The sequence below is a fragment of the Amycolatopsis sp. NPDC051716 genome, from assembly GCF_040681595.1.
In the GTDB taxonomy this organism is placed as follows: domain Bacteria; phylum Actinomycetota; class Actinomycetes; order Mycobacteriales; family Pseudonocardiaceae; genus Amycolatopsis.
In genome coordinates, this window is the sequence record NZ_JBFAZA010000050.1 from 32,008 (window position 1) to 56,536 (window position 24,529).

24 protein-coding genes are annotated in these 24,529 nt (G+C 69.5%); 13 read left to right on the plus strand and 11 right to left on the minus strand.

What is annotated here, in order from left to right; translation table 11 throughout:
- The first annotated feature begins 6 nt into the window (after positions 1-6).
- A complete protein-coding gene (locus AB0M30_RS42800; protein WP_364596934.1) occupies positions 7-1,203 on the plus strand; it encodes a YDG/SRA domain-containing protein in 1,197 nt (398 codons plus the stop codon).
- Here the strand turns inward: AB0M30_RS42800 and AB0M30_RS42805 are convergent, their stop codons facing one another.
- Positions 1,204-1,671, minus strand: coding sequence for an FxsA family protein (locus AB0M30_RS42805; protein WP_364596937.1), 468 nt, complete (start codon positions 1,669-1,671; stop codon positions 1,204-1,206). It lies immediately after the preceding gene.
- A 48-nt stretch (positions 1,672-1,719) separates the two neighbouring features.
- On the minus strand, positions 1,720-2,271 hold the full coding sequence (locus tag AB0M30_RS42810; protein ID WP_364596940.1) for a helix-turn-helix domain-containing protein: 552 nt from the start codon (positions 2,269-2,271) through the stop codon (positions 1,720-1,722).
- Positions 2,272-2,351: 80 nt separating this feature from the next.
- On the opposite strand from AB0M30_RS42810, the gene AB0M30_RS42815 reads away from it, so the two are divergent.
- Entirely contained in the window at positions 2,352-3,251 is a 900-nt protein-coding gene (locus tag AB0M30_RS42815; protein WP_364596943.1) for a zinc-binding dehydrogenase, read from the plus strand.
- Here AB0M30_RS42815 and AB0M30_RS42820 read toward each other — a convergent pair.
- Both AB0M30_RS42820 and AB0M30_RS42825 read right to left on the minus strand, forming a co-directional pair.
- On the minus strand, positions 3,248-5,194 hold the full coding sequence (locus tag AB0M30_RS42820; RefSeq protein ID WP_364596945.1) for an ABC transporter ATP-binding protein: 1,947 nt from the start codon (positions 5,192-5,194) through the stop codon (positions 3,248-3,250). The genes AB0M30_RS42815 and AB0M30_RS42820 overlap by 4 nt on opposite strands.
- Positions 5,195-5,214: 20 nt before the next feature.
- Positions 5,215-5,805 (minus strand): TetR family transcriptional regulator, encoded by a 591-nt coding sequence (locus tag AB0M30_RS42825; RefSeq protein ID WP_364596997.1) that lies wholly within the window; start codon positions 5,803-5,805, stop codon positions 5,215-5,217.
- A gap of 177 nt (positions 5,806-5,982) precedes the next feature.
- Here AB0M30_RS42825 and AB0M30_RS42830 point away from each other — a divergent pair, with 177 nt between their 5' ends.
- The 5 genes from AB0M30_RS42830 to AB0M30_RS42850 all read left to right on the plus strand — a co-directional run bounded on the left by AB0M30_RS42830 (position 5,983) and on the right by AB0M30_RS42850 (position 8,426).
- Positions 5,983-6,966, plus strand: a complete 984-nt coding sequence (locus AB0M30_RS42830; RefSeq protein WP_364596948.1) for a LuxR C-terminal-related transcriptional regulator — start codon at positions 5,983-5,985, stop codon at positions 6,964-6,966.
- A gap of 106 nt (positions 6,967-7,072) precedes the next feature.
- Complete coding sequence (locus AB0M30_RS42835; RefSeq protein ID WP_364596951.1) at positions 7,073-7,435, plus strand: hypothetical protein; 363 nt, start codon at positions 7,073-7,075, stop codon at positions 7,433-7,435.
- A 12-nt stretch (positions 7,436-7,447) separates the two neighbouring features.
- Positions 7,448-7,834 (plus strand): hypothetical protein, encoded by a 387-nt coding sequence (locus tag AB0M30_RS42840; RefSeq protein ID WP_364596954.1) that lies wholly within the window; start codon positions 7,448-7,450, stop codon positions 7,832-7,834.
- A 14-nt stretch (positions 7,835-7,848) separates the two neighbouring features.
- Positions 7,849-8,049 carry a hypothetical protein gene (locus AB0M30_RS42845; RefSeq protein WP_364596957.1) on the plus strand — a complete coding sequence of 67 codons (201 nt, stop codon included), beginning with the start codon at positions 7,849-7,851 and terminating at the stop codon, positions 8,047-8,049.
- Entirely contained in the window at positions 8,046-8,426 is a 381-nt protein-coding gene (locus tag AB0M30_RS42850; protein WP_364596960.1) for a hypothetical protein, read from the plus strand. The genes AB0M30_RS42845 and AB0M30_RS42850 overlap by 4 nt, the downstream gene beginning before the upstream one ends.
- Positions 8,427-8,460: 34 nt before the next feature.
- On the opposite strand, the gene AB0M30_RS42855 is transcribed toward AB0M30_RS42850, so the two are convergent.
- The 3 genes from AB0M30_RS42855 to pdhA are packed head-to-tail and all read right to left on the minus strand — an operon-like array spanning position 8,461 to position 12,006.
- Positions 8,461-9,792 (minus strand): dihydrolipoamide acetyltransferase family protein, encoded by a 1,332-nt coding sequence (locus tag AB0M30_RS42855; protein WP_364596963.1) that lies wholly within the window; start codon positions 9,790-9,792, stop codon positions 8,461-8,463.
- Positions 9,793-9,808: 16 nt separating this feature from the next.
- The gene (locus AB0M30_RS42860; protein ID WP_364596966.1) at positions 9,809-10,801 is read right to left on the minus strand and encodes an alpha-ketoacid dehydrogenase subunit beta; all 993 of its coding nucleotides are present in this window, start codon (positions 10,799-10,801) and stop codon (positions 9,809-9,811) included.
- Positions 10,801-12,006 carry a pyruvate dehydrogenase (acetyl-transferring) E1 component subunit alpha gene (gene pdhA / locus AB0M30_RS42865; protein ID WP_364596969.1) on the minus strand — a complete coding sequence of 402 codons (1,206 nt, stop codon included), beginning with the start codon at positions 12,004-12,006 and terminating at the stop codon, positions 10,801-10,803. Before pdhA ends, AB0M30_RS42860 begins: the two co-directional genes overlap by 1 nt.
- Before the next feature lie 360 nt (positions 12,007-12,366).
- Between pdhA and AB0M30_RS42870 the strand changes: the two genes are divergently transcribed.
- On the plus strand, positions 12,367-13,785 hold the full coding sequence (locus AB0M30_RS42870) for a M20/M25/M40 family metallo-hydrolase (RefSeq protein ID WP_364596972.1): 1,419 nt from the start codon (positions 12,367-12,369) through the stop codon (positions 13,783-13,785).
- Here AB0M30_RS42870 and AB0M30_RS42875 read toward each other — a convergent pair.
- Positions 13,782-14,342, minus strand: coding sequence for a helix-turn-helix domain-containing protein (locus AB0M30_RS42875; protein ID WP_364596975.1), 561 nt, complete (start codon positions 14,340-14,342; stop codon positions 13,782-13,784). The genes AB0M30_RS42870 and AB0M30_RS42875 overlap by 4 nt on opposite strands.
- An 80-nt stretch (positions 14,343-14,422) precedes the next feature.
- Here AB0M30_RS42875 and AB0M30_RS42880 point away from each other — a divergent pair, with 80 nt between their 5' ends.
- Positions 14,423-15,427 (plus strand): NAD(P)H-binding protein, encoded by a 1,005-nt coding sequence (locus AB0M30_RS42880; protein WP_364596978.1) that lies wholly within the window; start codon positions 14,423-14,425, stop codon positions 15,425-15,427.
- On the opposite strand, the gene AB0M30_RS42885 is transcribed toward AB0M30_RS42880, so the two are convergent.
- From AB0M30_RS42885 to AB0M30_RS42895, 3 genes are read right to left on the minus strand one after another with little or no spacing between them, the layout of a single operon-like run.
- Positions 15,424-16,266 (minus strand): transglutaminase family protein, encoded by an 843-nt coding sequence (locus AB0M30_RS42885; protein WP_103338058.1) that lies wholly within the window; start codon positions 16,264-16,266, stop codon positions 15,424-15,426. The genes AB0M30_RS42880 and AB0M30_RS42885 overlap by 4 nt on opposite strands.
- A complete protein-coding gene (locus tag AB0M30_RS42890; protein ID WP_103338057.1) occupies positions 16,263-17,210 on the minus strand; it encodes an alpha-E domain-containing protein in 948 nt (315 codons plus the stop codon). The genes AB0M30_RS42885 and AB0M30_RS42890 overlap by 4 nt, the downstream gene beginning before the upstream one ends.
- 11 nt (positions 17,211-17,221) lie before the next feature.
- On the minus strand, positions 17,222-18,880 hold the full coding sequence (locus tag AB0M30_RS42895) for a circularly permuted type 2 ATP-grasp protein (RefSeq protein ID WP_364596981.1): 1,659 nt from the start codon (positions 18,878-18,880) through the stop codon (positions 17,222-17,224).
- A gap of 148 nt (positions 18,881-19,028) precedes the next feature.
- Between AB0M30_RS42895 and AB0M30_RS42900 the strand changes: the two genes are divergently transcribed.
- The 4 genes from AB0M30_RS42900 to AB0M30_RS42915 all read left to right on the plus strand — a co-directional run bounded on the left by AB0M30_RS42900 (position 19,029) and on the right by AB0M30_RS42915 (position 24,094).
- Entirely contained in the window at positions 19,029-19,970 is a 942-nt protein-coding gene (locus AB0M30_RS42900) for an ABC transporter substrate-binding protein (RefSeq protein ID WP_364596983.1), read from the plus strand.
- Positions 19,971-19,993: 23 nt separating this feature from the next.
- Positions 19,994-20,932, plus strand: a complete 939-nt coding sequence (locus AB0M30_RS42905; RefSeq protein WP_364596985.1) for an amino acid ABC transporter permease — start codon at positions 19,994-19,996, stop codon at positions 20,930-20,932.
- Entirely contained in the window at positions 20,929-21,702 is a 774-nt protein-coding gene (locus AB0M30_RS42910) for an amino acid ABC transporter ATP-binding protein (protein ID WP_103338054.1), read from the plus strand. Before AB0M30_RS42905 ends, AB0M30_RS42910 begins: the two co-directional genes overlap by 4 nt.
- An 88-nt stretch (positions 21,703-21,790) precedes the next feature.
- Entirely contained in the window at positions 21,791-24,094 is a 2,304-nt protein-coding gene (locus AB0M30_RS42915; protein ID WP_364596988.1) for an oxidoreductase, read from the plus strand.
- Positions 24,095-24,529 lie beyond the last annotated feature (435 nt).

A 24,529-nucleotide genomic window follows, 5' to 3' on the forward strand; every position in this document is an offset into this window, starting at 1 on the left:
GGTGCCATGAGCCTCGCCGACGTGTACCAGGAGCATGTCCTCAAAGCTATCGCCGAGTTCGATGACCTCGGCCGTGATGCGTTTCTGGACAAGTACGGCTTCGGCCCGTCGCGGCGGTACGTTGTGTTCTATCGCGGCAAGCAGTACGACTCGAAGGCACTCCTGGGCGCAGCCCACGGATTTGCGACTGGTCAGGCGCTTACGGCTGGAGAGTTCAGCGGTGGCCTGCAGACCGTCGTAGCTCGGCTGACCGCGTTGGGCTTTGACTTCCGAGACCTCAACATCATGTCTGCTGCAGGTCTTGCGCCGGGCATTGGCGAAATCCCCGGTTATCCGGAAGGCGCAGTGTTCGCCAGCCGAGCTGAGGTGGCGGCGAGTGGTGTCCACCGTGCGCTCCAAGCGGGCATCGTGGGGACCGGCAAGACGGGTGCCGAGTCCATCGTGTCATCGGGCGGTTACGAGGACGACGACGATCACGGAGATGAGTTGCTTTACACCGGCCACGGCGGCCGGGACAGCCGCGGTCGACAGGTCGCTGATCAGACCTTCGAAGCGCCGGGAAACGCGGCCCTGCGCACAAGCTGGTTGACCGGTGCTCCGGTCCGGGTGGTCCGCGGCCCAGACCGGAAGTCGCCGCACGCACCTGATTCGGGCTACCGCTACGACGGTCTGTTTCGAGTGGACGATGCCGCACTGGTGTCAGGTCAGGGCGGACACCAGATCTGTCGGTTCCGCATGGTGAAGATGAGCGTGGGAGTGGACGTCATCTTTGGCCGGCAAGACGTCTTGTTGTCAGCTGAACTGCACCACGGTGAAGCCCCGCTGGGCAACATCCAGCCTGAACGCAAGCAGGTCGTTACGCAGCGAACTGTTCGTTCGACCGACGTTGTGGAGTACGTGAAGAAGATGTACGACCACACCTGTCAGATCTGCGGTGTCCGCCTGTCGGTGGGTGATGGCAGGGGCTATTCGGAGGGGGCGCACATCCAGGCGCTTGGCGGCTTTCACCGCGGCCCGGACCTGCCGCCCAACGTGCTCTGCCTTTGTCCCAACTGCCACGTGCAGTTCGACCGTGGGGCGATCGTCATCGACTCAGAGCTGACGATCGTTCGCCATGGAAAACCGGCGGGGGTGTTGACCGTGCAGGACTCGCACAACCTCGACAGCAAGTTCCTCCAGTATCACCGCGACGCGCACTCGTGATCAGTTCTCGACGATCCGGCCCTCGATGACCGTCGGCTGCTCCCGCCGCGGCTCCTCAGAAGCCACGACCTCGCTGTCCACCACCATCACCGGCCCCCGCCGGCGGTTCGCGAACCGCACCGCTCGCTTCTCCATCCGCTTCAACCACAGCCGCCGCGCCACCGCGCGCGAAGGCGGCAGGATCAGCAGCAGCCCCAGCACGTCGCTCACGAAACCAGGCACCAGGATCAGCACACCGCCGAGCCCGACCAGCATCCCGTCGGTGAGTTCCTTCTCCGCCGGGCGCCCCGAGCGGGCCGCCGACGTGAATGCCCTCATCGCCTTACCGCCCTCGCGGCGGGCCAGCCAGGAGCCCAGGAACGCGCCGGCCAGCAGGAGGCCCAGCGTGCCCAGGACGCCGACGGCCGAACCCACCGCCCAGATCGCGGCGATCTCAGCGAAGACGTAAAGCACGAACGCGACAGCCATACCTCGTACAACGAACGACCTGTCCGATTTGCTCCCGGCCCCGCCTGATCAGCGCAGCAGCGCCGCGACCATCGACCGCAAGCCCTCCGCCAGGCGGTCCGTCTCGCCCGTCCGCAAAAACCGCAGCATCAGGTCGCTGTGCAGCGAGCCCAGCAGCAAGTGCGCCGTCAAGTCCGCGTCCAGCGAAGGGGCCGCCGAAGCGATCAGGCCTGCCACGTGTGCGTGCCACGACACGTAGATCGGGCTGCTCAGGCGGTCCGTCGAGGCCTGTTCGAACGCCGCCATCACCTTCACGTTGCGGGTGGCCAGCCCGACCACCGCGTCGAAGAACGCCGCCAGGCGCTCCGCCGCGGGGGCGCCCGGGCCCAGTGGGGGCGGGCCCGACGAAACCGCGTCGGACAGCGCCTGGACCCGGGACTCCACCAGCGCGCGCATCAGGCCTTCGCGGTTTCCGAACCGGTGGAACACCGTTCCCTTGCCGACGCCGGCCGCCGCGGCGACGCGGTCCATCGAGACCTCGGCGAGGTCGTGGGACGCCAGCAACTCCTCCGCCGCGCGGAGGATCGCCCGGCGGTTGCGGGCCGCGTCGGCGCGCTCCATCACCACTCCCTCGACAAGTTGACCGTCGGTCCATATAGTAGGCGACCGTAAGTTGACCGTTGGTCCAGTTAGGGGTGCAGATGCGCGCGGTGGTTCAGTACGGCACGGGTGGCCCGGACGTGCTCAAAGTCGAGGACCGGCCCGAACCGGCGCGGAAATCCGGCGAAGTGCTGGTGCGGACCGAGGCGATCGGGGTGCCGTTCTACGAGACGCAGCTGCGGTCCGGGCTGATCCCGGCCGGGCCGGCGCCGGGGGTCTTCGGGCACGAGGCCGCCGGGATCGTGGTCGAGGCCGACGATCCGAGCCTGCACGGCAAGAGGGTCGTCACCGTGTCCTTCACCGGTGGTGCGTACGCCGAAGTCGTCGCCGCGAGTCAGTACACGCTCGTGCCCGACACCATCACGCCCGAGCAGGCGGTCGCCGCTGCCGTTCCGGCCTCCGTGACGCTCGCTTTGATGAACGCCGCGGACGTCAAAGCAGGTGAGACCGTGCTGGTCGAGGCCGCGTCCGGCGCGATCGGCGGCTACCTGGCCCAGCTGGCCGGGCAAAAGGGTGCCCACGTGGTCAAAACCGCCGGCAAGGGGAAAGCCGACATCGACCACGACGACCCGGACTGGCGGCAGAAGCTGCCCGACGGCATCGACGTCGTCTTCGAGTCGATCGGCGGCCCGCGCGCCGCCGAGCTCCTCGCGAAACTCGCGCCGCACGGCCGGATCCTCGCCTACGGCCTGCTCAGCGGCGAACTCCCGACGTTCCCCGTGGCCGGCCTCGTCGCGCGCGGGATCACCCTGATCGGCTTCGGCGGACCGGACGCCTACGGGAAGCGGGTCGCGGCCGTCCGCGCCGAGGCGCTCGGCCTCGTCGCGGACGGCACGCTGACCCCCGTGCTCGACCGCACCTTCCCCCTCGCCGACGTCGCCGCCGCGCACGCGCGCGTCGAGAGCCGCGAAGGCGCCGGCAAGGTCGTGCTCGTCCCTTAGCTCGGCACCTCGTCGAGGTACGCCTGGGCCTGCAGGGTGAACAAATCCGCGTACCCCGCCTTCGCCGCCATCAGCTCTTCGTGCGTGCCGTACTCCGCGACCTTCCCGTGGTCCAGCAGCAGAATCCGCTCGGCTTGGCGAACCGTCGAGAACCGGTGCGAGATGTAGAGCGTCGTCCGGCCTTCGGACAGCTCACGCAGGCGTGCGAACAGGTCGTGCTCGGCTTGGGCGTCCAACGCCGACGTCGGCTCGTCGAGGATCAACAGCGGCGCCTCGCGCTGGAACGCCCGTGCCAGCGCGATCTTCTGCCACTCCCCACCAGACAACGAAACACCCTGGTCGAACCACCTCCCCAACGGGCTGTCGTAGCCGGAAGGCAGCCGCTCGATGCGTTCGTCTGCGCCCGCGCGGCGGGCCGAGTCCTCGATGTGCGGACGATCTTCCAGCCGCGAAAGGTCGCCCAAGCCGATGTTCTCCGCCGCCGTTCCCTGGTACGTCACGTAGTCCTGGAACATCGCGCTGATCCGCTGGCGCAGCTCGTCCGGGTCGTATTCGCGGATGTCGACGCCGTCGAGCAGGATGCGGCCGTCCGTCGGGTCGTACAGCCGGCAGAGGAGCTTGAACAGCGTCGACTTGCCCGCGCCGTTGCGGCCCACCACCGCCACCGTCTCGCCCGGGCGGATCTCGAAGCTCACGTCCTCCAGCGCCGGCTCGTCCGAACCGGGGTAGGCGAAGGTGACCGAGTCGAACTCGATGTGTCCGTCCACTTCGGACGGGAAGGGGCGCGGCGTAGAGGGCGCCGTGATCTCCGGTTTCGTGTCCAGGAACCGGTAGAGCGTGTCCAGGTACAGATTGTTCTCGTACATCCCCGAAAAGGCCGTGAACAGCCCGGACACCGACGTCTGCACGGACGTCGCCGCCGCCGTGTACAGCGCCAGGTCGCCCAGCGTCAGCCGGCCGCCGACCGCCTCCAGGGCGATGTACAGCGCGATCGCCGAGCCCGCGAACGTGCTCAGCAGTCCCCAGGACGTCGAACTGAGGTTGCGGTTGATCGTCAGCTTCCGCTGCCGCTCGTACGAGACGACGCCGAGCCGGCGGAACCGGTCGACGAAGTACGGGCCGAGCCCGAACAGCTTCGTCTCCTTGGCGTAGGTGTCCGTGGTGACCAGCGACGACAGGTAGTCCATCCGCCGCTTGATCGGCGACATCAGGAACGTCAACCAGAACGCGCGCGAGCCGTACTTGGACTGCGAGATGAACGCCGGGATCGGCGCCACCAGCGCCACCAGGGCCAGCAGCGGGCTGATCGAAACGAGCAGTGCGATCATGCTGCCGAACGTGATCAGCGTCCGCACGAGGCCCAGTGCGGAGTTCATCATCGACAGCGGCCGCGTCGGGGCCTCCTGCGCGGCCTGGCGCAGCATGTCGTACGACGTGGACCCCTCGAAGTACGCGAGGTGCAGTTCGCTCGCGTGCGCCATCACCTGGTGGCGGATGGTCAGCGTCATGCGTTCCTGCAGCAGCGACTGCGCGATCGACGTCAGCGCGCTGCTGATCGCGGTCGCGGCGAGCACACCGAACTGGAACAGCGCGACGTTCACGATGTCGGCCGTGGTCCCCTTGCCCTGGATCGCCGCGACGACGGCGTCGAGCAGCAGCTTCGCGATGTACGCGGTCACGGTCGGCAGGAGCCCGGACAGCAGCGTGATCAGCGCCAGGAGGATCGTCAGGACGGGACTCGCCTGCCACGTCAGCTTCACGACCTTCGGCAGGCCGCGAACCGTGCCCGCGACGGACGTCTTCGCGCGCTTGAGCCGCGAGCGAAGGTCCTTCGGCTGGTCTTCCGGTTCGGGTTCGGGGATCTCGACCGGTCCGGTCAGCCCGCTTTCCGGGACGGTCGTCGCGTGCCGCCGTCTTCCTCGCCGCGCCAGCATGAACTCCATGCCGCCCCCACCGCCCGGAATCATTGAGCCTCCACGGCGCCGTGCAGGAAGACGTCGACCACCTGGCGCGTGGTGGCGGGGTCTTCGGCCGGCGCCATCCGCCGGCCGCCGAACAACAGGGTGAGGAACAGCGCGGCCAGCTGCTCGGGGGTCAGCCGCAGCCGGTCCTTCTCAGGCTCGAACAGCTCGGTGATCGCGCCGCGCATGGCGGCCATCGACTCGGCGCGGCCGCCCTTCCACGTGCCGCGCCGGTCCTTGAGGCGCTGCTCGGGGTCGCGCTGCTTGTGCCGGCCGGACGCGTGCAGGGCGCCCATCAGCGCGCCCATCCGCTCGAGGTGCGCGCCGAGCGCGTCGGCGGCCTCGACGAGCCGGTCTTCGAGCGGCTGGTCGATGGGGATGTCGGCGATCGCGTCGAGCACGTGGTCGGGCTTCAGCGCCTCCTCGGTGCAGGCGTCGAAGAGCTCGTCCTTGTCCTTGAACGCGCGGAAGATCGTGCCCTCGCCGATGCCGGCCGCGCGGGCGATCTGGCTGGTGGTCACTCCGGTGCCGTGCTCCATCAGGAGCGGCAGCACCGCGTGCACGATCATGGCGCGCCGGGCTTCGACGCTCATGCCCGGCGCTCTCCGCCGGGTTTCGGGTGCTGGTGTCATGCCTCCAGTGTGCGGAGTGAGTGCTCACTCCGTCAAGCGAGTAACCGCCGGGACGTGCTGGTCACCATCGGTGAGCATTCGTAACGCGCCTGCTCGTCCCCTCGACTTAGAGACGCAACCAACCCGAGGAGAGTGTCGGTGACGCGCGGGTACCCATTCGACGAACACCTGGTCCAGCTCCTGCGAGACGGGCAGAAGTCGCTCTCCGCGCTCGCCGTCCGGGGGCACCACGCCCTCTACGACCACCTCCGCGAGGTGGTGGCCTCGGCGATGAAGGTCGACGCCTTCTACGTCGCGTTGTTCCGCGATCCCGGGCACGTCCTCTACGCCTACCAGTACGACGGTTCGGTCTACGCCCTGCCGGGCCTGCGTGAACTGAACCCGGACGGGCCGACGGGCTGGGTGTTCCGGCACCGCCGGTCCTACCGCTACCGCGACGACGGCGGCGCGGTGCTGAACCGGGGCATCCCGTGGGGCGACCGGGGCCGGCGGTCGGCGGACGCGCTCGTCGTGCCGATGCGCCGGACGGGGACCGACGAAGTCATCGGCGTTGTCTCCGCCCAGGCCTACACGTCGGACAGTTACGGGGACGCCGAACTGGCTGCACTGGAATGGCTCGCCGAAGTGCTGGCCCGGATGTTGTCCACCGAGGAGGAGAACCGCCGGTTCCTGCAGACGCTCGACGACGGCGAACGGCCGGCGGTGACGCGGGTGCTCACGCGGTCGATGGCCGACCTCGTGGTCGAACGGGTCTCCGTCGTGCGGTCGGCGGCCGCCGAACTGCGGGACGCGCTCGAGGCGGACGCGCACCCGCTGCGGGAAGCCGCGCGCGAACTGGTGCGGGAGTGCGAACGGCTCCAGGTCGACACGGCGGAACTGGAGTTCGACTCCTACCGGCAAGCCGCCGAGAGGTTCGAGTCGTTGAGCGGCCGTGAGCGGGAGGTCGCGTGCCTGGTGGCCGAGGGCCTCACGAACGACGAGATCCGGGAACGGCTGCACATCGAACTGCCGACGGTGAAGTCCCACGTCGGCAAGATCCTGCGCAAGTACGGCGTGCGGCAGCGTTCGGCGGCGAGCGCGGAAATTTCCGCCTATCTCGGCAGCGTCCGCCCGCCGGGGTGACTGATACCAAGTATGACCGTCCGGCCGGTTCTTTTTCAGACCATATTGGACGGATTTCTCTTTCGTGCGCGGTTAAGCTGGATCCGGGACGCGAGAGGGGTGCACCGTGTGGTCTTTCCTGGGAGCCTGCCTGTTGGCGTTCTGGTGGCTGTTATTTTCTTTCGGTATCGCCAAATTCCTGCTGCTGCCGCTGGTGAAGTGGGTCCTGCTGTCGGCTTTTTCCGCGCTGGAGGGTGCATCCGGATACCAGAAAACAATCAGGCAAGGCCTCGGGTTTCCGGTGGCCGCCTTGCTGAGCAGGCAGCGGAAGGCTCGGCGTGGTGACCCGGACAGCCAATTCGACATCTTCGTCGTGGAAGTGCTGCTGAGCGTCGTGGTCAGTTCGCTGGTGCAGGGACTCGGGACGACGATCTTGACGGTTTTCGTCGTCGGCGTCCTGGCGGCGATCGGGTTGTGGTGGAACGACTGAACAGGTGAGTGCGTGGTGGGTTTCGAAGTCGAACAAAGTGGCGGGCGATTGTCGTTCGAAGTGCGCGACATCAGCGGCGCCCTGCCCGCGAACAGTGGCGGCGACCTGGGTGACGTGGTCGTCGGTGCCCTGATCCAGGCGCTCGGGCAGCCCACGATCGCCCTGGCGCGTGCGGTCGTCCTGACGGTCAACCGGGCCTACTCCGAGATCCGGATCGAAATGCAGGGAGCGCGGGCGGACACCCGCATCAGGCTGCTCAGGGTGACCGCCCAGCGGTTCAACCAGCACCTGCTGCAGCTCGCGGCGGATCCGCACTGGGACCCGGAGGTGAAGCAGCTGCTGGACCAGGCGCTGCGGGAAGAACTGCGCAAGGAAATCGTCAAGCTGGGCCGAAGCTGACCGGGACGGAGACCATGTCCGAACTCATCCGAAGGACCGGGAGCTCCCCGGCCCGGACCGGCAAAAGCCTTGCGGCGAAAGCGGCCGAGCTCGTCGCCGACGCTGAGCAGAAGGTAGCCACCGCGAAGCAGGGGGCGCGGGTCGCCCTGTCCATCGCCGAACTGCGGGCCGAAGCCGAGATGGTGCAGGACCGACGGGACCGGGGGCACTGGTGACCGACCACCCGCACGACCTCGAAGCGCTGGTGCGGACGCAGATCGAGGAGCCGGCCGCGCGGCGGATCCTCGAGATGCAGGCCGCGGGGCTGATCACCAAGGCGGACGGCGAAATCTTCCGCACTTCGGCCCAGCGGTACAAGGAAGCGGCGTTCGCGCAGTACGCCGGGTTCGACCCCGACGTGCGTTCGCAGCTGGTCCAGGCCCTGCTCGCCGACTACGAGCGCGAAGTGGCCAGGCTGCTGCGGGAGATCGCCGCCCGGCAGGGCGAGCCACCGTCGATCACGGCGACCACGTCCGATCCCGAGCCGGCTTCGGGGCGGCTGCGGTTCCTGCGCGACGCCGTGCAGGGCCTGCGGCGGACCCGAAAAGAGTGAGGGCCGCCCGAAGGCGGCCCTCACCGGCGAAAACTCAGTACGTCATCGCCATCGCGGGGTCAGCCAAGAGCGCGCCGACGTCGGCGAGGAACTCCGAGCCCTGCTGGCCGTCGACCACGCGGTGGTCGAAGCTCAGCGACAGCTGGAGGACCTTGCGGACCTTGATCTCGCCGTCCACCACCCACGGCTGGTCCTTGATCGCGCCGAGGCACAGGATCGCGGACTCGCCCGGGTTGATGATCGGCGTGCCGGTGTCGACGCCGAACACGCCCACGTTCGTGATCGTGATCGTGCCGTTCGCCATGTCCGCCGGGGACGTCTTGCCCTCGCGGGCGACCTCCGTCAAGACCGTCAGCGCCTGCGCCAGCTCCTTCAGCGACATCGAGTCGGCGTCGCGGACCTTCGGCACGATCAGGCCACGCGGCGTCGCCGCGGCGATCCCGAGGTGCACGTAGTCCTTGTAGACGATCTCCTGCGCCTGCTCGTCCCAGACCGCATTGATGTCCGGAGTGCGCTTCGCCGCCAGGCACACGGCCTTCGCGGCGAACGTCAGCGGCGTGACCTTGACCCCGGCGAACTCCCGCGACTTCTTCAGCTTCTCGCGGAACTCCATCATCGGCGTGACGTCGATGGTCAGGAACTCCGTGACGTGCGGAGCGGTGTACGCGCTCTGCACCATCGCCGCCGCGGTCATCTTCCGGACACCCTTGATCGGCACGCGCCGCTCGCGGGTGGTGGGGTCGTAGCCGGACTCCACAGTGGACACAGCGGCCGCCGGAGCCGAGCCGTTGGCCGCCCGCTCGACGTCCTCGCGGGTGATCACGCCACCGTCGGCGCTACCGGTCAGCGCGTGCAGGTCGACACCGAGATCCTTGGCCAGCTTCCGCACCGGCGGCTTCGCCAGCGGGACGTACCCGCCGCGCGGAGTAACCGGAGCAACCGGAGCAGGCGCCGGAGGCGCGGCAACGACAGCAGCGACAGGAGCGGGCTCCGCACCCTTCCGGGCCCGCCGCTGCGTGACCACGGCCTTGGAGCCGTAGCCGACCAGCGGCTTCATCTCTTCTTCTTCGGCCGGAGCGGCAGCGGGAGCCGGCGCCGCGACGGGCGCGGCGGCGCCACCCGGGTCGACGTCGATGGTGAGGATCGGCGTGCCGACCTCCACCGTCTGCCCCGGCTCGACGTGCAGCTCCGTGACGACCCCGGCCCACGGGATCGGCAGCTCGACGGCGGCCTTCGCGGTCTCGATCTCGACCACGATCTGGTTCACCGTCACGGTGTCGCCCGGCTTCACGTGCCAGGACAGGATGTCGGCTTCGGTCAGCCCCTCCGCCGTGTCGGCCAAGGGGAATTGTTTGTACGTGGGCATGGCGCGGATGTCCCCCTTACCAGGCGAGCGAGCGGTCGACGGCGTGCAGCACCCGGTCCAGGTCGGGGAGGTAGTGCTCCTCGAGCTTGGCCGGCGGGTACGGCGTGTCGAACCCGGTCACCCGGAGGACGGGCGCCTCCAGCGAGTAGAAGCACTCCTGCTGGACGCGTGCGGCGATCTCCGACGTCAGCGACGACTCCGACGGCGCCTCCGAGAGCGCGATCAGCCGTCCGGTCTTGCGCACCGACTCGAACACCGGGCCGAGGTCCAGCGGCGAGAGCGTGCGCAGGTCGATGACCTCGAGGGACTTGCCTTCGTCCTCGGCCGCGGCGGCCGCGTCGAGGGCGACCTTCACCGACGGGCCGTACGCGACGACCGTCGCCGTCGTGCCTTCGCGCACGACCTGCGACGAGAAGCACGGGACCGGCGTGCCGGTGACGTCGATTTCGGCCCGCAGCGCACCCGAGTGGTACAGCCGCTTCGGCTCGAAGAACAGCACCGGGTCGTCGGACTTGATCGCCTGCTGGATGCCCCAGTAGGCGTCGACGGCGTTGGAGATGGACACGACCTTGAGGCCGGGGATGTGCGCGAACAGCGACTCCGGCGACTCCGAGTGGTGCTCGACCGCGCCGATCCCGCCGCCGAACGGCACCCGGATCACGACCGGCATCTTGATCTTGCCCTGGGTGCGGTAGTGCAGCTTCGCCAGCTGCGAGGAGATCTGGTCGAAGCCGGGGAAGATGAAGCCCTCGAACTGGATCTCGCACACCGGGCGGAAGCCGCGCACGGCCAGGCCGACCGCGGTGCCGATGATGCCCGACTCCGCCAGCGGCGTGTCCAGCACGCGCTGCTCGCCGAAGTCCTTCTGCAGGCCGTCGGTGATCCGGAAGACGCCGCCGAGCTTGCCGACGTCCTCGCCCATGATCAGGACCTTCGGGTCTTCTTCCATCGCGCGGCGCAGGCCGAGGTTGAGCGCCTTGCCGATGGTGAGTTTCTGGAGGTCGGACATCAGTGCTCACCCGCCGATACGAAGCCGTCGAGGTAGGCCAGGAACTCTTCGCGCTGCGCGTCCAGCACCGGGTTGCCCTCGGCGTAGACGTTGCTGAAGATCCGCTCCGGCGGTGGCTCCGGCATGTTGAACGTGTACTCGCGCAGGTCGGCGGCGAACGCGTCGGCGTCGGCCTGGACGCTGTCGAAGTAGTCGTGGTCGGCGTAGCCGTTGCGCGCCAGGTACGCGCGGACGCGCTCGATCGGGTCCTTGAGCTTCCACTCCTCCAGCTCGTCGGAGAGCCGGTAGCGGCTGGGGTCGTCGGTCGTCGTGTGCGCGTCCATCCGGTAGGTGAACGCCTCGATCAGCACCGGGCCGTTGCCGTGCCGGCACTCGTCGAGCGCCCAGCGGGACACCGCCAGGCAGGCCAGGACGTCGTTGCCGTCGACGCGGATGCCGGGGAAGCCGTAGCCGCGGGCGCGCTGGTACAGCGGCAGGCGCGACTGGCGCTCGGTCGGCTCGGAGATCGCCCACTGGTTGTTCTGGCAGAAGAACACCAGCGGCGCGTCGTAGACCGCGGCCCAGACGAATCCTTCGTGGACGTCACCCTGCGAAGTGGCACCGTCGCCGAAGTAGCAGATCGTCGCTTCGCCGTCGTCGTCGCCGACCTTGCCTTCGAACTTCTGGCCCATCGCGTAACCGGCGGCGTTGAGCACCTGGTTGCCGATCACGATGGTGTACGGGTGGAACCCGTGGCCCTGGTAGTCCCAGCCGCTGTGGTCGGTGCACCGGAAGATGCCCAGCAGGTCCTTCATGTCGACCCCGCGCGCGTACGCGACGCCGTGTTCGCGGTAGCTGGGGAACGCCATGTCGTTCGCCTTGAGGGCGCGGCCGGAGCCGATCTGCGCGGCCTCCTGGCCGAGCAGCGGGACCCAGATGCCGAGCTGGCCCTGGCGCTGCATCGCGTTCGCCTCGCGGTCGGCCCGCCGCACCAGCACCATGTCGCGGTACAGGCCGCGGAGTGCTTCGGCGTCGACGTCCTCGACGTACTTGTCGAACTGGGGCGAGGGAACCCGTTCGCCTTCGGGGGTGAGCAGCTGAGTCAGCTCAGCGCCACCTTCGCTGGTCGCTCGCAACCCGGCGATCACCTGTTCGGGGGAGGGCTGGGCCGCGACCGCGGCGGGGCCGTCTCCAGGCTCCGGGTGCGTCCACTGTTCGGACGGCATGCGCTGTACTCCTCGGTGTCGGTGCCTCTGGCGGCCGCTTGTGGCGACCACAGCGACTGCACCGGCGGGGACCAGCGCATCGGGTCCGAAGCGCTCGGTCACCGTCGGCGTTGACGGTTCTCGCCGACATCCTGGCACGAAGGTCCACGCTTTGGTGAGTCACGGATACTGATTTGTTGCTGAGAAAGGGCCCCTGAACAGGGGAAACGCTAGGAAGCCCGAGCATCGGACCTACGAGAGTCGGGTGCCGGTCGCCGTGCTCACCAGGCGTGGCGTGCTCGGGTGATCGCGTGATCACCCGAGCCGGGGACGACGTTGTGATGTGCCGCACGCTCTCGCCCCCGTGGCACGATGGGCCACGTGGAGCAGAAATCCGTGCGTGAATCCGTCGTGACGTCGTGGACCAACGACGTCATCCCGAGTCTGTCCGGGCTGGTGGCGATCCCCGCCTTGTCCCCGGCCTTCGACGCCGAATGGGCGAAGAGCGGCCACCTCGCCGCCGCCGTCGAGCACGTCCGCGAGTGGATCGCCGCGCGCGATCTGCCCGGCGCGACGCTGGAGGTCGTCCAGCTCGAAGACCGGACCCCGCTGTTGCTCGTCGACGTCCCGGCGACCCCGGGCGCGGCGGACAAGGGCACCGTCCTGATGTACGGCCACCTCGACAAGCAGCCCCCGGTGGGCGGCTGGTCCGAGGGCCTCGACCCGTGGACCCCGGTGATCCGCGACGGCCGGCTGTACGGCCGCGGGTCCGTCGACGACGGCTATTCCGGCTACTCGGCGACGACGGCGATCGAGGCGGTGCACGCGGCCGGCGGCGAACACGCCCGCGTCGTGCTGCTCCTGGAGACCGGCGAGGAGTCCGGCAGCCCGGACCTGCCCGCCTACGTCGAGCACCTGGCCGACCGCATCGGCACCGTCTCGCTGGTGGTCTGCCTCGACGCCGGCGGCAGCGACTACGAGCGGTTGTGGCTGGTCACGAGCCTGCGCGGGATGGTGCACCTCGACGTCACGGTGCAGCTGCTGGGTGCGGCGCAGCACTCCGGCATCGCGAGCGGTGTCGTCGCGAGCTCGTTCCGGATCCTGCGGCACCTGATCGAACGCCTCGAGGACAGCGCGACCGGCGAGCTGCTGCTGGACGAGCTCAAGGTCGACGTCCCGGCGAACCGGCTCGCGGAGCTCAAGGCCGTCTCGCAGGACTTCCCGGAGGCGCTGACGAAGGCGTTCCCGCTGGTCGAAGGCGGGCGCGTGATCACCGAGGACGCGCTGGAGCTGATGCTCAACAACGCGTGGCGCCCGACGCTGTCGGTGATCGGCGCCGACGGCTTCCCGAAGCCCGCCGACGCCGGGAACGTCCTGCGCGAGAGCACCACGCTGACGCTGAGCTTCCGCCTGCCGCCGACGGCCGACGCCGAGAAGGCGCTCGAAGCCGTGAAGCGCGTCCTGACCACGGACGTCCCGTACGGCGCGAAGGTCACGCTCGGCTCTACGCAGGCGGAGAGCGGCTGGAACGCGCCGACCGAGTCGCCGTGGCTGACGACGGCCCTGCGCACGGTCAGCGACGAGGTCTTCGGCCGTCCCCACCGCGCGACCGGCATGGGCGGCTCGATCCCGTTCATGGGCCTGCTCTCGCGGAAGTACCCGGACGCGCAGTTCCTGGTCACCGGCGCGTGCGGAGCCGACTCGAACATCCACGTGCCGGACGAATGGCTGCACCTGGATTACGCGCAGCAGGTCACCGAGGCCGTCGCGCACATCCTGGACGCCCACGCCCGCGGCTAACCGCAGGCCTCGCGCAAGGTCGCGGCGGCCGTCCGCAGGTAGGCCGGGAACTCCTGCCGCCCGCCTTCGTCGATCCAGCGGTCGAAGGCGTCGCCGAAGACGATCGCCGCGACCTGCGCCGCCGGTTTCGCCAGCTCAGAGCGTGTTCCCCGGCGTTCCAGGGCGTCCTGGATCGCGGCCGTGATCGCCGCGCCCTTGCTCCGCTCGCGTTCGCGGAGTTCGGCGCTCGAAGCGATCACGGCCCGGCGTTCCGGCGACGGGTCGACGAACTGCGTGACCCGCGTACCGACCTCGGCCAGCGCGGCGAGGGCCGTGCGAAGCGGCGACTCCGCCTCTTCGGCGGCGAGGACGGCTTCGGCGACCGCGGGCGGCAGCTGCTCCGCGCCGGCGAAGAGGACTTCGCGCTTGTCGGGGAAGTAGCGGAAGTAGGAGCGGCGCGTGATCCCGGCGCGCTCGGCGATCTGCGTGATCGTCACGGCGTCGTACCCGTGCTCGGCGAACAGCTCCAGCGCGGCTTTCCGCAGCCGGTCCGCGGTCCCGGGATCCCATCTGGCCACGCCTCAGCCTAGCTGACGTCTCAGTGTGTCATCACGTGCTAGGGTCAGTGACGACACACTGAGACATCACGGGAGTCGACATGGAGATCTGGGTACTCGGCGCTTCGGGCCGCACCGGCCGGGCCATCACCGCCGAACTCGAGCGCCGGGACGTGCCGGTCGTGCTGGTGGGACGCAACCAGGAACGCCTGGCGGCGACCGGCGCGAAGTACGTCGTCGCCGACGGCGTCGACGCCGTGGCCGCCGAAATCCGGCGGCAGCGACCGGCGGTCGTGATCAACACGATCGGCGAGTACGCCACCACGGCGGCGACGATCGCCCGGGCCTGCCTGCCCGGCGGCCACTACGTCGACATGGCCGCGGACCCGATCGCGGTCCGGCGGCTGCTCGACCTGCACGAAGAGGCCCTGGCCGGCGGCAGCACCTTCGTGACCGGCGCCGGGTTCGGTGTCCTGGCGACCGAGGCCGTCGTCGCGAAGCTGTGCGAGGGGCGTGACACGCCGAGCAGCGTGGAGGTCGACGCGCTGGCCTCCGTCGCGTCGGAGGGCGGGACCGTGGGGGTCGCGCTGGCCGCCAGCATCGTCGACGCCCTGACCGCGGTCACGGCCAGAGGCGCGAAGCCGCGCACCCTCGTCCTGCCGGACGGCGAGTCGGCGAAGGTGGCGGGCGTCGACTCGGGCGAGCTGATCGCCGCCCAGCGCGCGAGCGGCACGCCGGACGTCACGGTCTTCTCCGGGCTCGCCCCGACCGCCCCGGTGGTCCGGGCCCTGGTCCCGCTGCTCGGACGGGTGGTGTCGATCCCGGCCGTGCGCCGCTTCGCGGTCCGGCGCCTCGCGGCCGCCCGCACGAAGCCGGCACCCCGCCCCCGCACGCACACGTGGGGGCACGCGGTCGTCACCTGGCCCGGCGGAACCACCCGCGAGGGCTGGCTCCGCGCGGACGAAGCCATGGACTTCACGGCGGCGGTCGTGGCCGAGACGGCAGCCCGCCTGGCCCGCGGCGAGGGCAAACCCGGCGCGCACACCCCGGCGTCGGCCCTCGGCGCGGACGTCGCCGAAGCGGCGGGCGGGACCCTCCTGCTCTAGGCGAGCCGGGTCAGCTGGACCGAGACGTCCAAAGTGGATTGACCACCGCCGGTGAAGATGCCCTTCAACGGCGCCACATCGGCGTAGTCCCGGCCCATGGCCACCCACACGTGCCGCGGCCCGACCGGGATCGCGTTCGTCGGGTCGTACGCCCACCACCCGCCGGTCCAGACGTCGACCCACGCGTGGGACTCGCCTTCGACCACCTCGCCGAGCTTCGCGTCCGGTTTCGTGTGCAGGTAGCCCGACACGTACCGGGCGGGGACGCCGATCGCCCGCAGCATCACCAGCGTCACGTGCGCGAAGTCCTGGCACACGCCTTCGCGGGCCTGCCAGGCGTCCGTCGCGGTCGAGTGGACGCCCGTGGTGCCCGGCTGGTACTTGAGCTGCTTGTTCACCCACTCGCACACCGCCAGCACCGCGTCTGCCGGGTCTAGGCCGCGGCGCAGCGCGCGGGCTTCGCGCGCTAGGGCGAGGTCGCGCGGGGTGTAGTCGGTCGGGGTCAGGTACTCGGTGCGGTGGTCGATGACGGTCTCCGAGCGCAAGTCCTTCCACGCCGCCGTCCGGATCGGTTCCGCTTCGTCCGCCGTCTCGACCACCGAGGTCGCCAGCACCGTGAACTCCGTGTGCGGCGCGTGCAGGTCGAACGACGTCACGACCGTGCCCCAGTAGTCCGTGTACCGGTAGGCGCGGGTGGCCGGGGCCGTCTCGATCCGGGTCGCCACCGTCGTCTGGCGGCGGTCCGAGCGCGGGGTCAGCCGGGCCTCGTTGTACGACTGCGTCGCCGGTGTCGCGTACCGGTACCCGGTCCGGTGCGCCACCCGCAGCTGCCACGTCACAGCGAAACCTCCGCGCCGCTCCACGCCACCCACGGCGACGTGCTGAAGTACTGCATCGACACCGCTTCGCCGATCTCCTTGATGGACGTCTGCAACGCACCGAGCCGCCGGGGCAGGTCGGTGAGCAGCTCCGACGGGCGGAGGAACTCCAGCTCGCTGCGGGCCCGGCCGAGCTCGCGCAGGGCCTCGGACTTCTCGTTGGTGCGCGCGCCGCCGCCCGGGTCGAGCCGCTGCAGGCACTCCTCGGCCTGCCGCAGCGCGTGGAACACCGAGCGCGGGAACAGCGTGTCTCGCAACAGGAACTGCACGACGCGGCCGGCGTCCAGCGCGCCCCGGTAGGTGCGCAGGTAGGTGTCCTGCGCGCCGGCCGAGCGCAGCACGGTGATCCAGCCCGGCGAGGACGCGCGGTCCGCGACCCGGGACAGCAGCAGCCGCACCACCATGTCGGCGCGTTCGATCGAGCGGCCGAGCACCATGAACAGCCAGCCGTCGTCCCGGCTCATCGTCGAGTCGGCCAGCCCGGCGAACATCGCCGCACGCTCCTCGACGAAGGACAGGAACGCGTGCGGCCCGGCGCGCCGGGCGTAGCGCTGCCGGTCGGGCACCGCGTTCCAGGTCGCGTTCAGACATTCCCACAGCTCGGTCGAGACGACTTCACGGGCGCCGCGGGTGTTCTCGCGCGCCGAATTGATCGAGCCGACGATCGACGCGGGGTTGTCCTTCCCGTACGCCACCAGCTCGGTCAGCTTCCACACGTCCAGGGACTCCGTGCTCGCCGGGTCAATGCCCAGCACGGCCAGGAGCTGGCGGCTCGCGTGGTCCGGGTCGACGGTCGCGTCTTCCAGCAGCTGGTGGACCGAGACGTTGAGGATCCGGGAGGTGTCGTCGGCGCGTTCGACGTACCGGCCGATCCAGTACAGCGACTCCGCGTTGCGTGCCAGCACTTCGAACCTCCCTAGCTCTGCTGTTGCTGCTGTTGCTGCTGGGACGTCGTGAGCTCCGGCCCCTGCTCGGTGACCAGTCCATCCACAGTGGACATCGCCCCGAGTGCGGGCTGCTCCAGCTCGCGTTCGGCCGTGGACGCGCGGGACGCCAACACCCAGGTGTCCTTCGAGCCACCGCCCTGCGAAGAGTTGACGACCAGGCTGCCCTCCGGCAGTGCCACCCGGGTCAGGCCGCCGGGGAGCACGAAGATGTCCTTGCCGTCGTTGACGGCGAACGGCCGCAGGTCGACGTGCCGTGGCGCGAGCCGGTCGGCCACCTTGGCCGGCACGGTCGAGAGCTGGACCACCGGCTGCGCGATCCAGCCGCGCCGGTGCGCGCGCACCTTGCGCCGCAGCGTGTCCAGCTCCTTCTTGGTCGCCTCCGGGCCGAACACGATCCCGTAGCCGCCGGAGCCCTCGACCGGCTTCACGACCAGCTCGTCCATGTGGGCCATGACGTGGTCGAACTCGTCCGGCAGCCAGCAGCGGAAGGTGTCCACATTGGGCAGCAGCGGCTTCTCGTTCAGGTAGTACTTCACCATCTCCGGCACGTAGGTGTAGACGAGCTTGTCGTCGCCGACGCCGTTGCCGATCGCGTTCGCCACGACGACGTTGCCCGCGCGGGCCGCGTTCTGGATGCCGGCGACGCCGAGCACGGAGTCCGGCCGGTAGTGCACCGGATCGAGGAACTCGTCGTCGATCCGCCGGTAGACGACGTCGACCTGGCGCTCCCCCTCGGTGGTCCGCAGGTAGACGACGTTGTCGCGGCAGAACATGTCCCGGCCCTCGACGAGCTCGACGCCCATCAGCCGGGCCAGCAGCGAGTGCTCGAAGTACGCCGAGTTGTGGATGCCGGGGGTGAGCACGACGACCGTCGGGTCGGCCACGTTCGCCGCGGCCGCCGCGCGCAGGGCCCGGAGCAGGTGCGACGCGTAGTCGCCGACCGGTCGCACGCGGTGCTGGGCGAACAGGTCGGGGAACACCCGCGCCATCGTGCGCCGGTTTTCCATCACGTACGACACCCCGGACGGGTTGCGGAGGTTGTCCTCCAGCACGCGGAACGTGCCCTCTTCGTCACGCACGAGGTCCACACCGGACACGTGGATGCGCACGCCGTTGGGCGGGGTGATGCCGAACGCCTCCCGCTGGAAGTGTTCGCACGAGGTGATCAGCCTCCGCGGCAGCACGCCCTCGCGCAGGATCAGGCGGTCGCCGTAGATGTCGGCGAGGAACGCCTCGAGCGCGCGGACGCGCTGGGCGACGCCGCGCTCGAGCTTCGTCCACTCCGCCGCCTGGATCACCCGCGGCACCAGGTCCAGCGGGAACGGCCGCTCCTGCCCGGACAGCGAGAACGTGATGCCCTGGTCGACCATCGCCCGGTCCAGCGCGAGCGACCGCGAGTTGAGGTCGTGCGCGTCGAGAGCCGCGATCGACTCGTACAGCGCCCGGTACGGGCCGCGGACCGTGCCGTCGGCGGCGAACATCTCGTCGTACGCGCCGGCGTGCGGCCGCGCCGGCGAGAGGTATCCCTCGAACCGGTCTCCCGGACGGGTGATCCGGCTGGTCGCCGCCGTCCTCGCGCGTCGACCGGAGGGGGGCAGCCGCGGCGGGGTGGCGTTCATGGTCGACATCCTTACTCACGCCACGGGGTGGGCGCGATACCCGCGGTGCGACGCGCGCCGTCGTAAACATCGCCGTAACTTCACAGTGCTGTGCTTTGGTATGGATGAGTGGCAATATGCGTGCTCTCACGAACTGAGAACTACGAGGAGTGACGACGTGGCCCGAGGAACCCAGCTCAAGGCGATCGCCCTGCTGCCTGCGTTCGCCCTGGTCGGCTTGACCGTGGCGTGCGGAGCGGGAGGGAGTGGCGCGGGCGACGTCAAGCCCAGCAGCTCAGCCGCCGCCCCGGGCGCCGGCGGTGACTTGGGCGCGGTCGCCAAGGACGACAAGCTGGCGGCCATGGTCCCGGATGCGGTCAAGACGGACGGCAAGATCCTGGTCGGCCAGGACCAGAGTTACCCGCCGAACGAATTCCAGGACGAGAGCGGCAAGGTCACCGGCTTCGACGTGGACCTCGGCACCGCGATCGGCCAGAAGCTCGGCCTGAAGATGGAGTTCCAGAACGCCGCCTTCGACGGGATCATCCCGGGCATCCAGGCCGGCAAGTACGAGCTCGCGATGTCGTCGTTCAGCGTCAACGCCGAACGGCTCCAGATCGTCGACATGGTCAGCTACTACAAGGCGGGGACGTCGCTCGGCGTGCTGAAGGGCAACCCCGACAAGCTGAACGTCGACGACCTGTGCGGCAAGAAGATGGGCGTGCAGAAGGGCACCACGCAGGTCGACGACCTGCAGACCCGGTCGCAGAAGTGCACTTCGGCCGGCAAGCCGGCGATCGACGTCACCCAGCTGCAGGCCCAGACTGACGTGAACCTCGCGCTCACCGCGAAGCGCGTGCAGGGCGAGCTGGCCGACTCCCCGGTCGTCGACTACGCGGTCAAGCAGACGAACGGGCAGCTGGAGGTCGTCGGTGAGCCGTACGACACGGCGCCCTACGGCATCATCCTGAAGAAGGACAGCGGCGACTACGGCAAGGCGGTCCAGGCCGCGGTCCAGGCCCTGATCGACGACGGCACCTACAAGAAGATCCTCGACAAGTGGGGTCTGTCCGGGGCCGGCGCGGTCACCAAGTCGGAACTCAACCCGGCGGCTTCCTGAGCCGGGCAGAGAGGGCTCAGCGAGTGTCCAGTTCTTCCGACGCGCCTCCCGATGAGCGGGAGGCCGTCGACACCAAGCCCATCAAGGCCGTCCCGGTGCGCCACTACGGGCGCTGGGTGGCCGGGGTGGTCGTCCTCTTCGTCGCCTTCATCGTCGTTCGCAGCATCGTCACGAACGACAACTTCGGCTGGCCCACCGTCTGGGACTACATGTTCAACGACCGCGTGCTGCGCGGTCTGCAGAACACCCTGATCCTGACGGTGATCTCGATGCTCATCGGCATCGTGGGCGGGGTCCTGCTGGCGGTCATGCGGCTGTCGCCGAACCCGCTGACCAAGGGCGCCGCCGGCATCTACATCTGGCTGTTCCGCGGCACCCCGCTGATCACGCAGCTGGTGTTCTGGAACTTCCTCGCGTTCGCCTACCCGCGGCTCGGTCTCGGGATCCCCTTCGGGCCCGAGTTCGTTTCGTGGGACACGAACACGCTGATCAACCAGTTCACGGCGTCGCTGCTCGGCCTCGGGCTCAACGAGGCCGCGTACATGGCGGAGATCGTGCGCGGCGGGATCCAGTCGATCGACAGCGGTCAGCTGGAGGCGGCGTCCGCGCTGGGTATGAAGCGGACGACCACGTTGCGGCGCATCGTGCTGCCGCAGGCGATGCGGGTGATCGTGCCGCCAACCGGGAACGAGACGATCGCGATGCTGAAGACCACGTCACTGGTGGTCGCGATCGGCTACTACGAGCTGATGGTCGCGGTCCAGACCATCTACGCGCAGAACTTCAAGACGATCCCGCTGCTGCTCACCGCGGTGATCTGGTACCTGTTCATGACGTCGATCCTGACCGCCATCCAGATCCAGATCGAGAAGTACTTCGCCCGGGGTACCTCGCGGGCCGTCACCCCGCGGACCGGACTGGGCGCCCGGTTGTTCGGCCGGGGTGGAGGGAACGTCACATGACCCCCGTGGTTTCCGCGCAGAAGATCCACAAGAGCTTCGGCAGCGTCGACGTCCTCAAGGGCATCGACCTCGAGGTGCACGAGCGGGAAGTGCTCTGCCTGATCGGGCCGTCCGGCTCGGGCAAGTCGACGCTGCTGCGCTGCATCAACCACCTCGAAAAGATCGACGCCGGCCGGCTCTACGTCGACGGCGTGCTCGTCGGCTACAAGCAGCGCGGCGACAAGCTGCACGAGCTGCGCGAGAACGAGGTCGCGTTCCAGCGCAAGGACATCGGCATGGTGTTCCAGCGCTTCAACCTGTTCCCGCACATGACGGCGCTCGAAAACATCATGGAGGCGCCGATCCAGGTCCGGCGCGAGCCGAAGGCCCAGGTGCGGGAGCGCGCGCTGGAGCTGCTGGACCGCGTTGGCCTCGCCGACAAGGCGAAGAACTACCCCGCGCAGCTGTCCGGCGGGCAGCAGCAGCGCGTCGCGATCGCCCGGGCGCTGGCGATGCAGCCGAAGCTGATGCTGTTCGACGAGCCGACGTCCGCGCTGGACCCGGAGCTCGTCGGCGACGTCCTGGGCGTGATGAAGCAGCTCGCCAAGGACGGCATGACCATGGTCGTCGTCACGCACGAGATGCAGTTCGCGCGCGAGGTGGCCGACAAGGTCCTGTTCATGGACGGCGGGGTCGTCGTCGAGGCGGGACCGCCCGAGCAGGTCATCGGGAGCCCGCGCGAGGAGCGGACCAAGTCGTTCCTCGCCCGGGTGCTGAACCCCAACGCCTGATAGATCTGGGCGGCGGAAACGGTGTTCCGGCACCGTTTCCGCCGTTTCTTCGCTACCTTGATGGCGGGGTGAGGGAGGGGGAGCCCGCATGTCGACCGAAAGTGCGCTGCCGCCGCTCGACCCCTTCGCGGGCATCCCGGACCGCCGCTACGAGGTCAAGGCCTCCGAACTGCTGAAACCCGGCAACGCGGGCCTGATGCGCTGGCGGCGTCAGGCCACGAACGCCCCGATCGTCTACGTCGAGGACGCCTACATCACCGGGACGCTGGACCTGCGCGCCGCGGACCTGAAGTACCTGTTCCGGTTCGAGCGCTGCCGGTTCGAGCAGCCGCCGGACGTGCGCGAGGCGAACCTGCTCGGGCTCGTGTTCCGCAAGTGCTGGCTGCCCGGGCTCAAGGCCCGCAACATGCGCAGCCGCAACGACGTCCGGCTGATCCGCAGCGTCGTGCAGGTCGACGGCGACCGGCGGGAGATCGAAGAGACGACCGTGCAGCGCGGCGACGACCGCGAACGCGGCATGCCGAACGCCGCGGTCAACCTGACCGACGCGGTGATCGAGGGCTCGATGGTGCTCACCCGCACCGTCATCTCCCACCCGCACGGCAAGGCCATCCAGGCCGACCGGCTCGTGCTGACCGGCGCGCTGCTGGCCTACCGGATGGTCGCGAACGGCGAAGTCCGGCTCCCCGGCGTGCGGACCGGCGGTAACGTGAACTTCTCGGGCGCCACGCTGAACAACCCGGACGGCTTCGCGCTCAACGGCAACGGCCTGCACATCGGCGGCAGCCTGCTGTGCGAAGTCGACAACTACGGGCCGGCCAGCCAGCGCAAGCGGTTCTCCGCCACCGGGATCATGTACCTGCCGAGCGCCACCGTGGACAGCGACATCTCGCTGCGCGAGGCCAAGCTGACGGTGTCCCAGCACGGCCCGATCGCCGTCGACGCGTGGAAGTCCAACGACCCGTACATCGACCCCCGGCCGGCGCTGGTCGCCGACCGGATGCGCGTCGACGGCAACGTGGAGCTGTCGGACGGCCTGCAGGCGCTGGGCACGCTGCGCATGGTGAACGCCCGGATCGGCGGCTCGCTGCGGCTGGCCGGCGCCGAGATCCGGGTCGAGCGCGGCAAGACGGTGCCGTACTACGACCGTGCCCTGCACCTCGACGGCACCGAGATCGGCGGCGACATCGAGGCGACGAGCCTGCGCGTCCCGGCGGGGCAGCTGCGCCTGGCCGACGTCACCGTCGGCGGCAACTTCCTGGCCTGGAACTCGATGTTCCGCCACCCCGGCCGCGACGTGTTTTCGGCCCGCCGCTCGAAGATCGCGGGCAACTTCCAGCTCACCGACGCCACCATCCACGGCACGCTGCGCCTGCAGGGTGTGGACGTCGGCGGCAGCATCAACCTCGCGGGCACCCGGCTCACAGACCCGGGCCGCCGCGCGACCAGCAGTTATTCCCTCGACGTCCGCACCGGCCGGGTCGGCCGCGACCTGACGCTCCGGGACAACAACGGCCGCCCGTTCGTGGCCGAAGGAGGCGTCAACCTCGACGGCGCCCAGGTCGCCCGGCGCGTGGACCTGCGCGGTTCCCAGCTCGGGTCGTTGCCGCCGTTCGGCGTGGCCCTCGACGCGGGCGACGTCGCCTCGGACGAGTTCATCCTGACCCCGAGCAGCCCCCCGACGGGCCGGATCGTGCTGCGCCGGGCCCACTGCGGAACGCTGAGCGACAACAACCAGTTCTGGGCGGCCTCCGACGGCATCGAGCTGGAGGACTTCCGCTACGACGCCCTCAAGAAGGGCATCCCCCTCGACGACGACAAGGCCCTGGACGAGCGCATCGAGCTGCTGCGCAAAGCGATGCGCGGGTATCGCCCGGGCCCGTACGACCAGCTGGCCCACATGCTCCGCGCTGCGGGAAACGAAGAGCACGCCTCGACGGTGGCCCTGCGCAAGCAGCAGTTCCGCTACGAGGCGCTGGCCCGCGGCTTCAAGTTCTTCGGCCCCGGGGTGCGGCTCTGGAGCTGGCTCCAGCGCTCGATGGTCGGCTACGGCTACCGCCCGGTCCGCGCGCTCGGCTGGCTGTTCACGCTCCTGGTCCTGGGCAGCCTGTGGTTCGGCCTGGGCTCGGACGACTGTGTGTACGACCGAACGGGCCGCTACGTGGCCAGCGGCCCCCGCTGCGTGGTGAACCAGCAGGACACGGGGCTGCAGTGGAACCCGGTGATCTACACGGCGGACCTGCTGGTCCCGATCGTCGACTTCGGCAACAAGTCCAAGTGGTACATGCACGACACGGACAAGTGGGTCGCGGCGGGCTTCACGGCCTCGGGCTGGATCCTGGCGACGACCGTGGCGGCCGGCGTGAGCCGCATGCTGCGCCGGGAGAACTAAACTTCTTTGCCTCAGTCCGGTTTGCGGTCGCGGTGGGCCGGGTGACGGTCTGCTCGCCGAGCGCGGTCATAATCGCCTCGACCAGCTGCTAGGCCCATGGGGGCTCGTGGCATTGGCGATCACGATGAGTTCGCGGCGGCCGGCTTTGACGATGCCGGCCGGGCCGCCGCAGCGGAGAGGCTTCCCGCACCGCCAGGTGGCGGCCGGCGTGAGCCGCATGCTGCGCCGGGAGAACTGAGCCCGGCCCCGCCAGGACCCCCAACCAGCCCCCACCCTCTCCGGGGGGCGTCCCCAGGTCCAGTCTATCGGCGAGGCCCGACAATCCGGCCCCCAGAAGCCTTCCCAGCCGAAGCTGTCCACATCACCCTTCTACCATCCACAGGCCGTTCCCTAACGCCGGTCTCTGACATACCCTCGGTATGTTCCCTCAGTGTG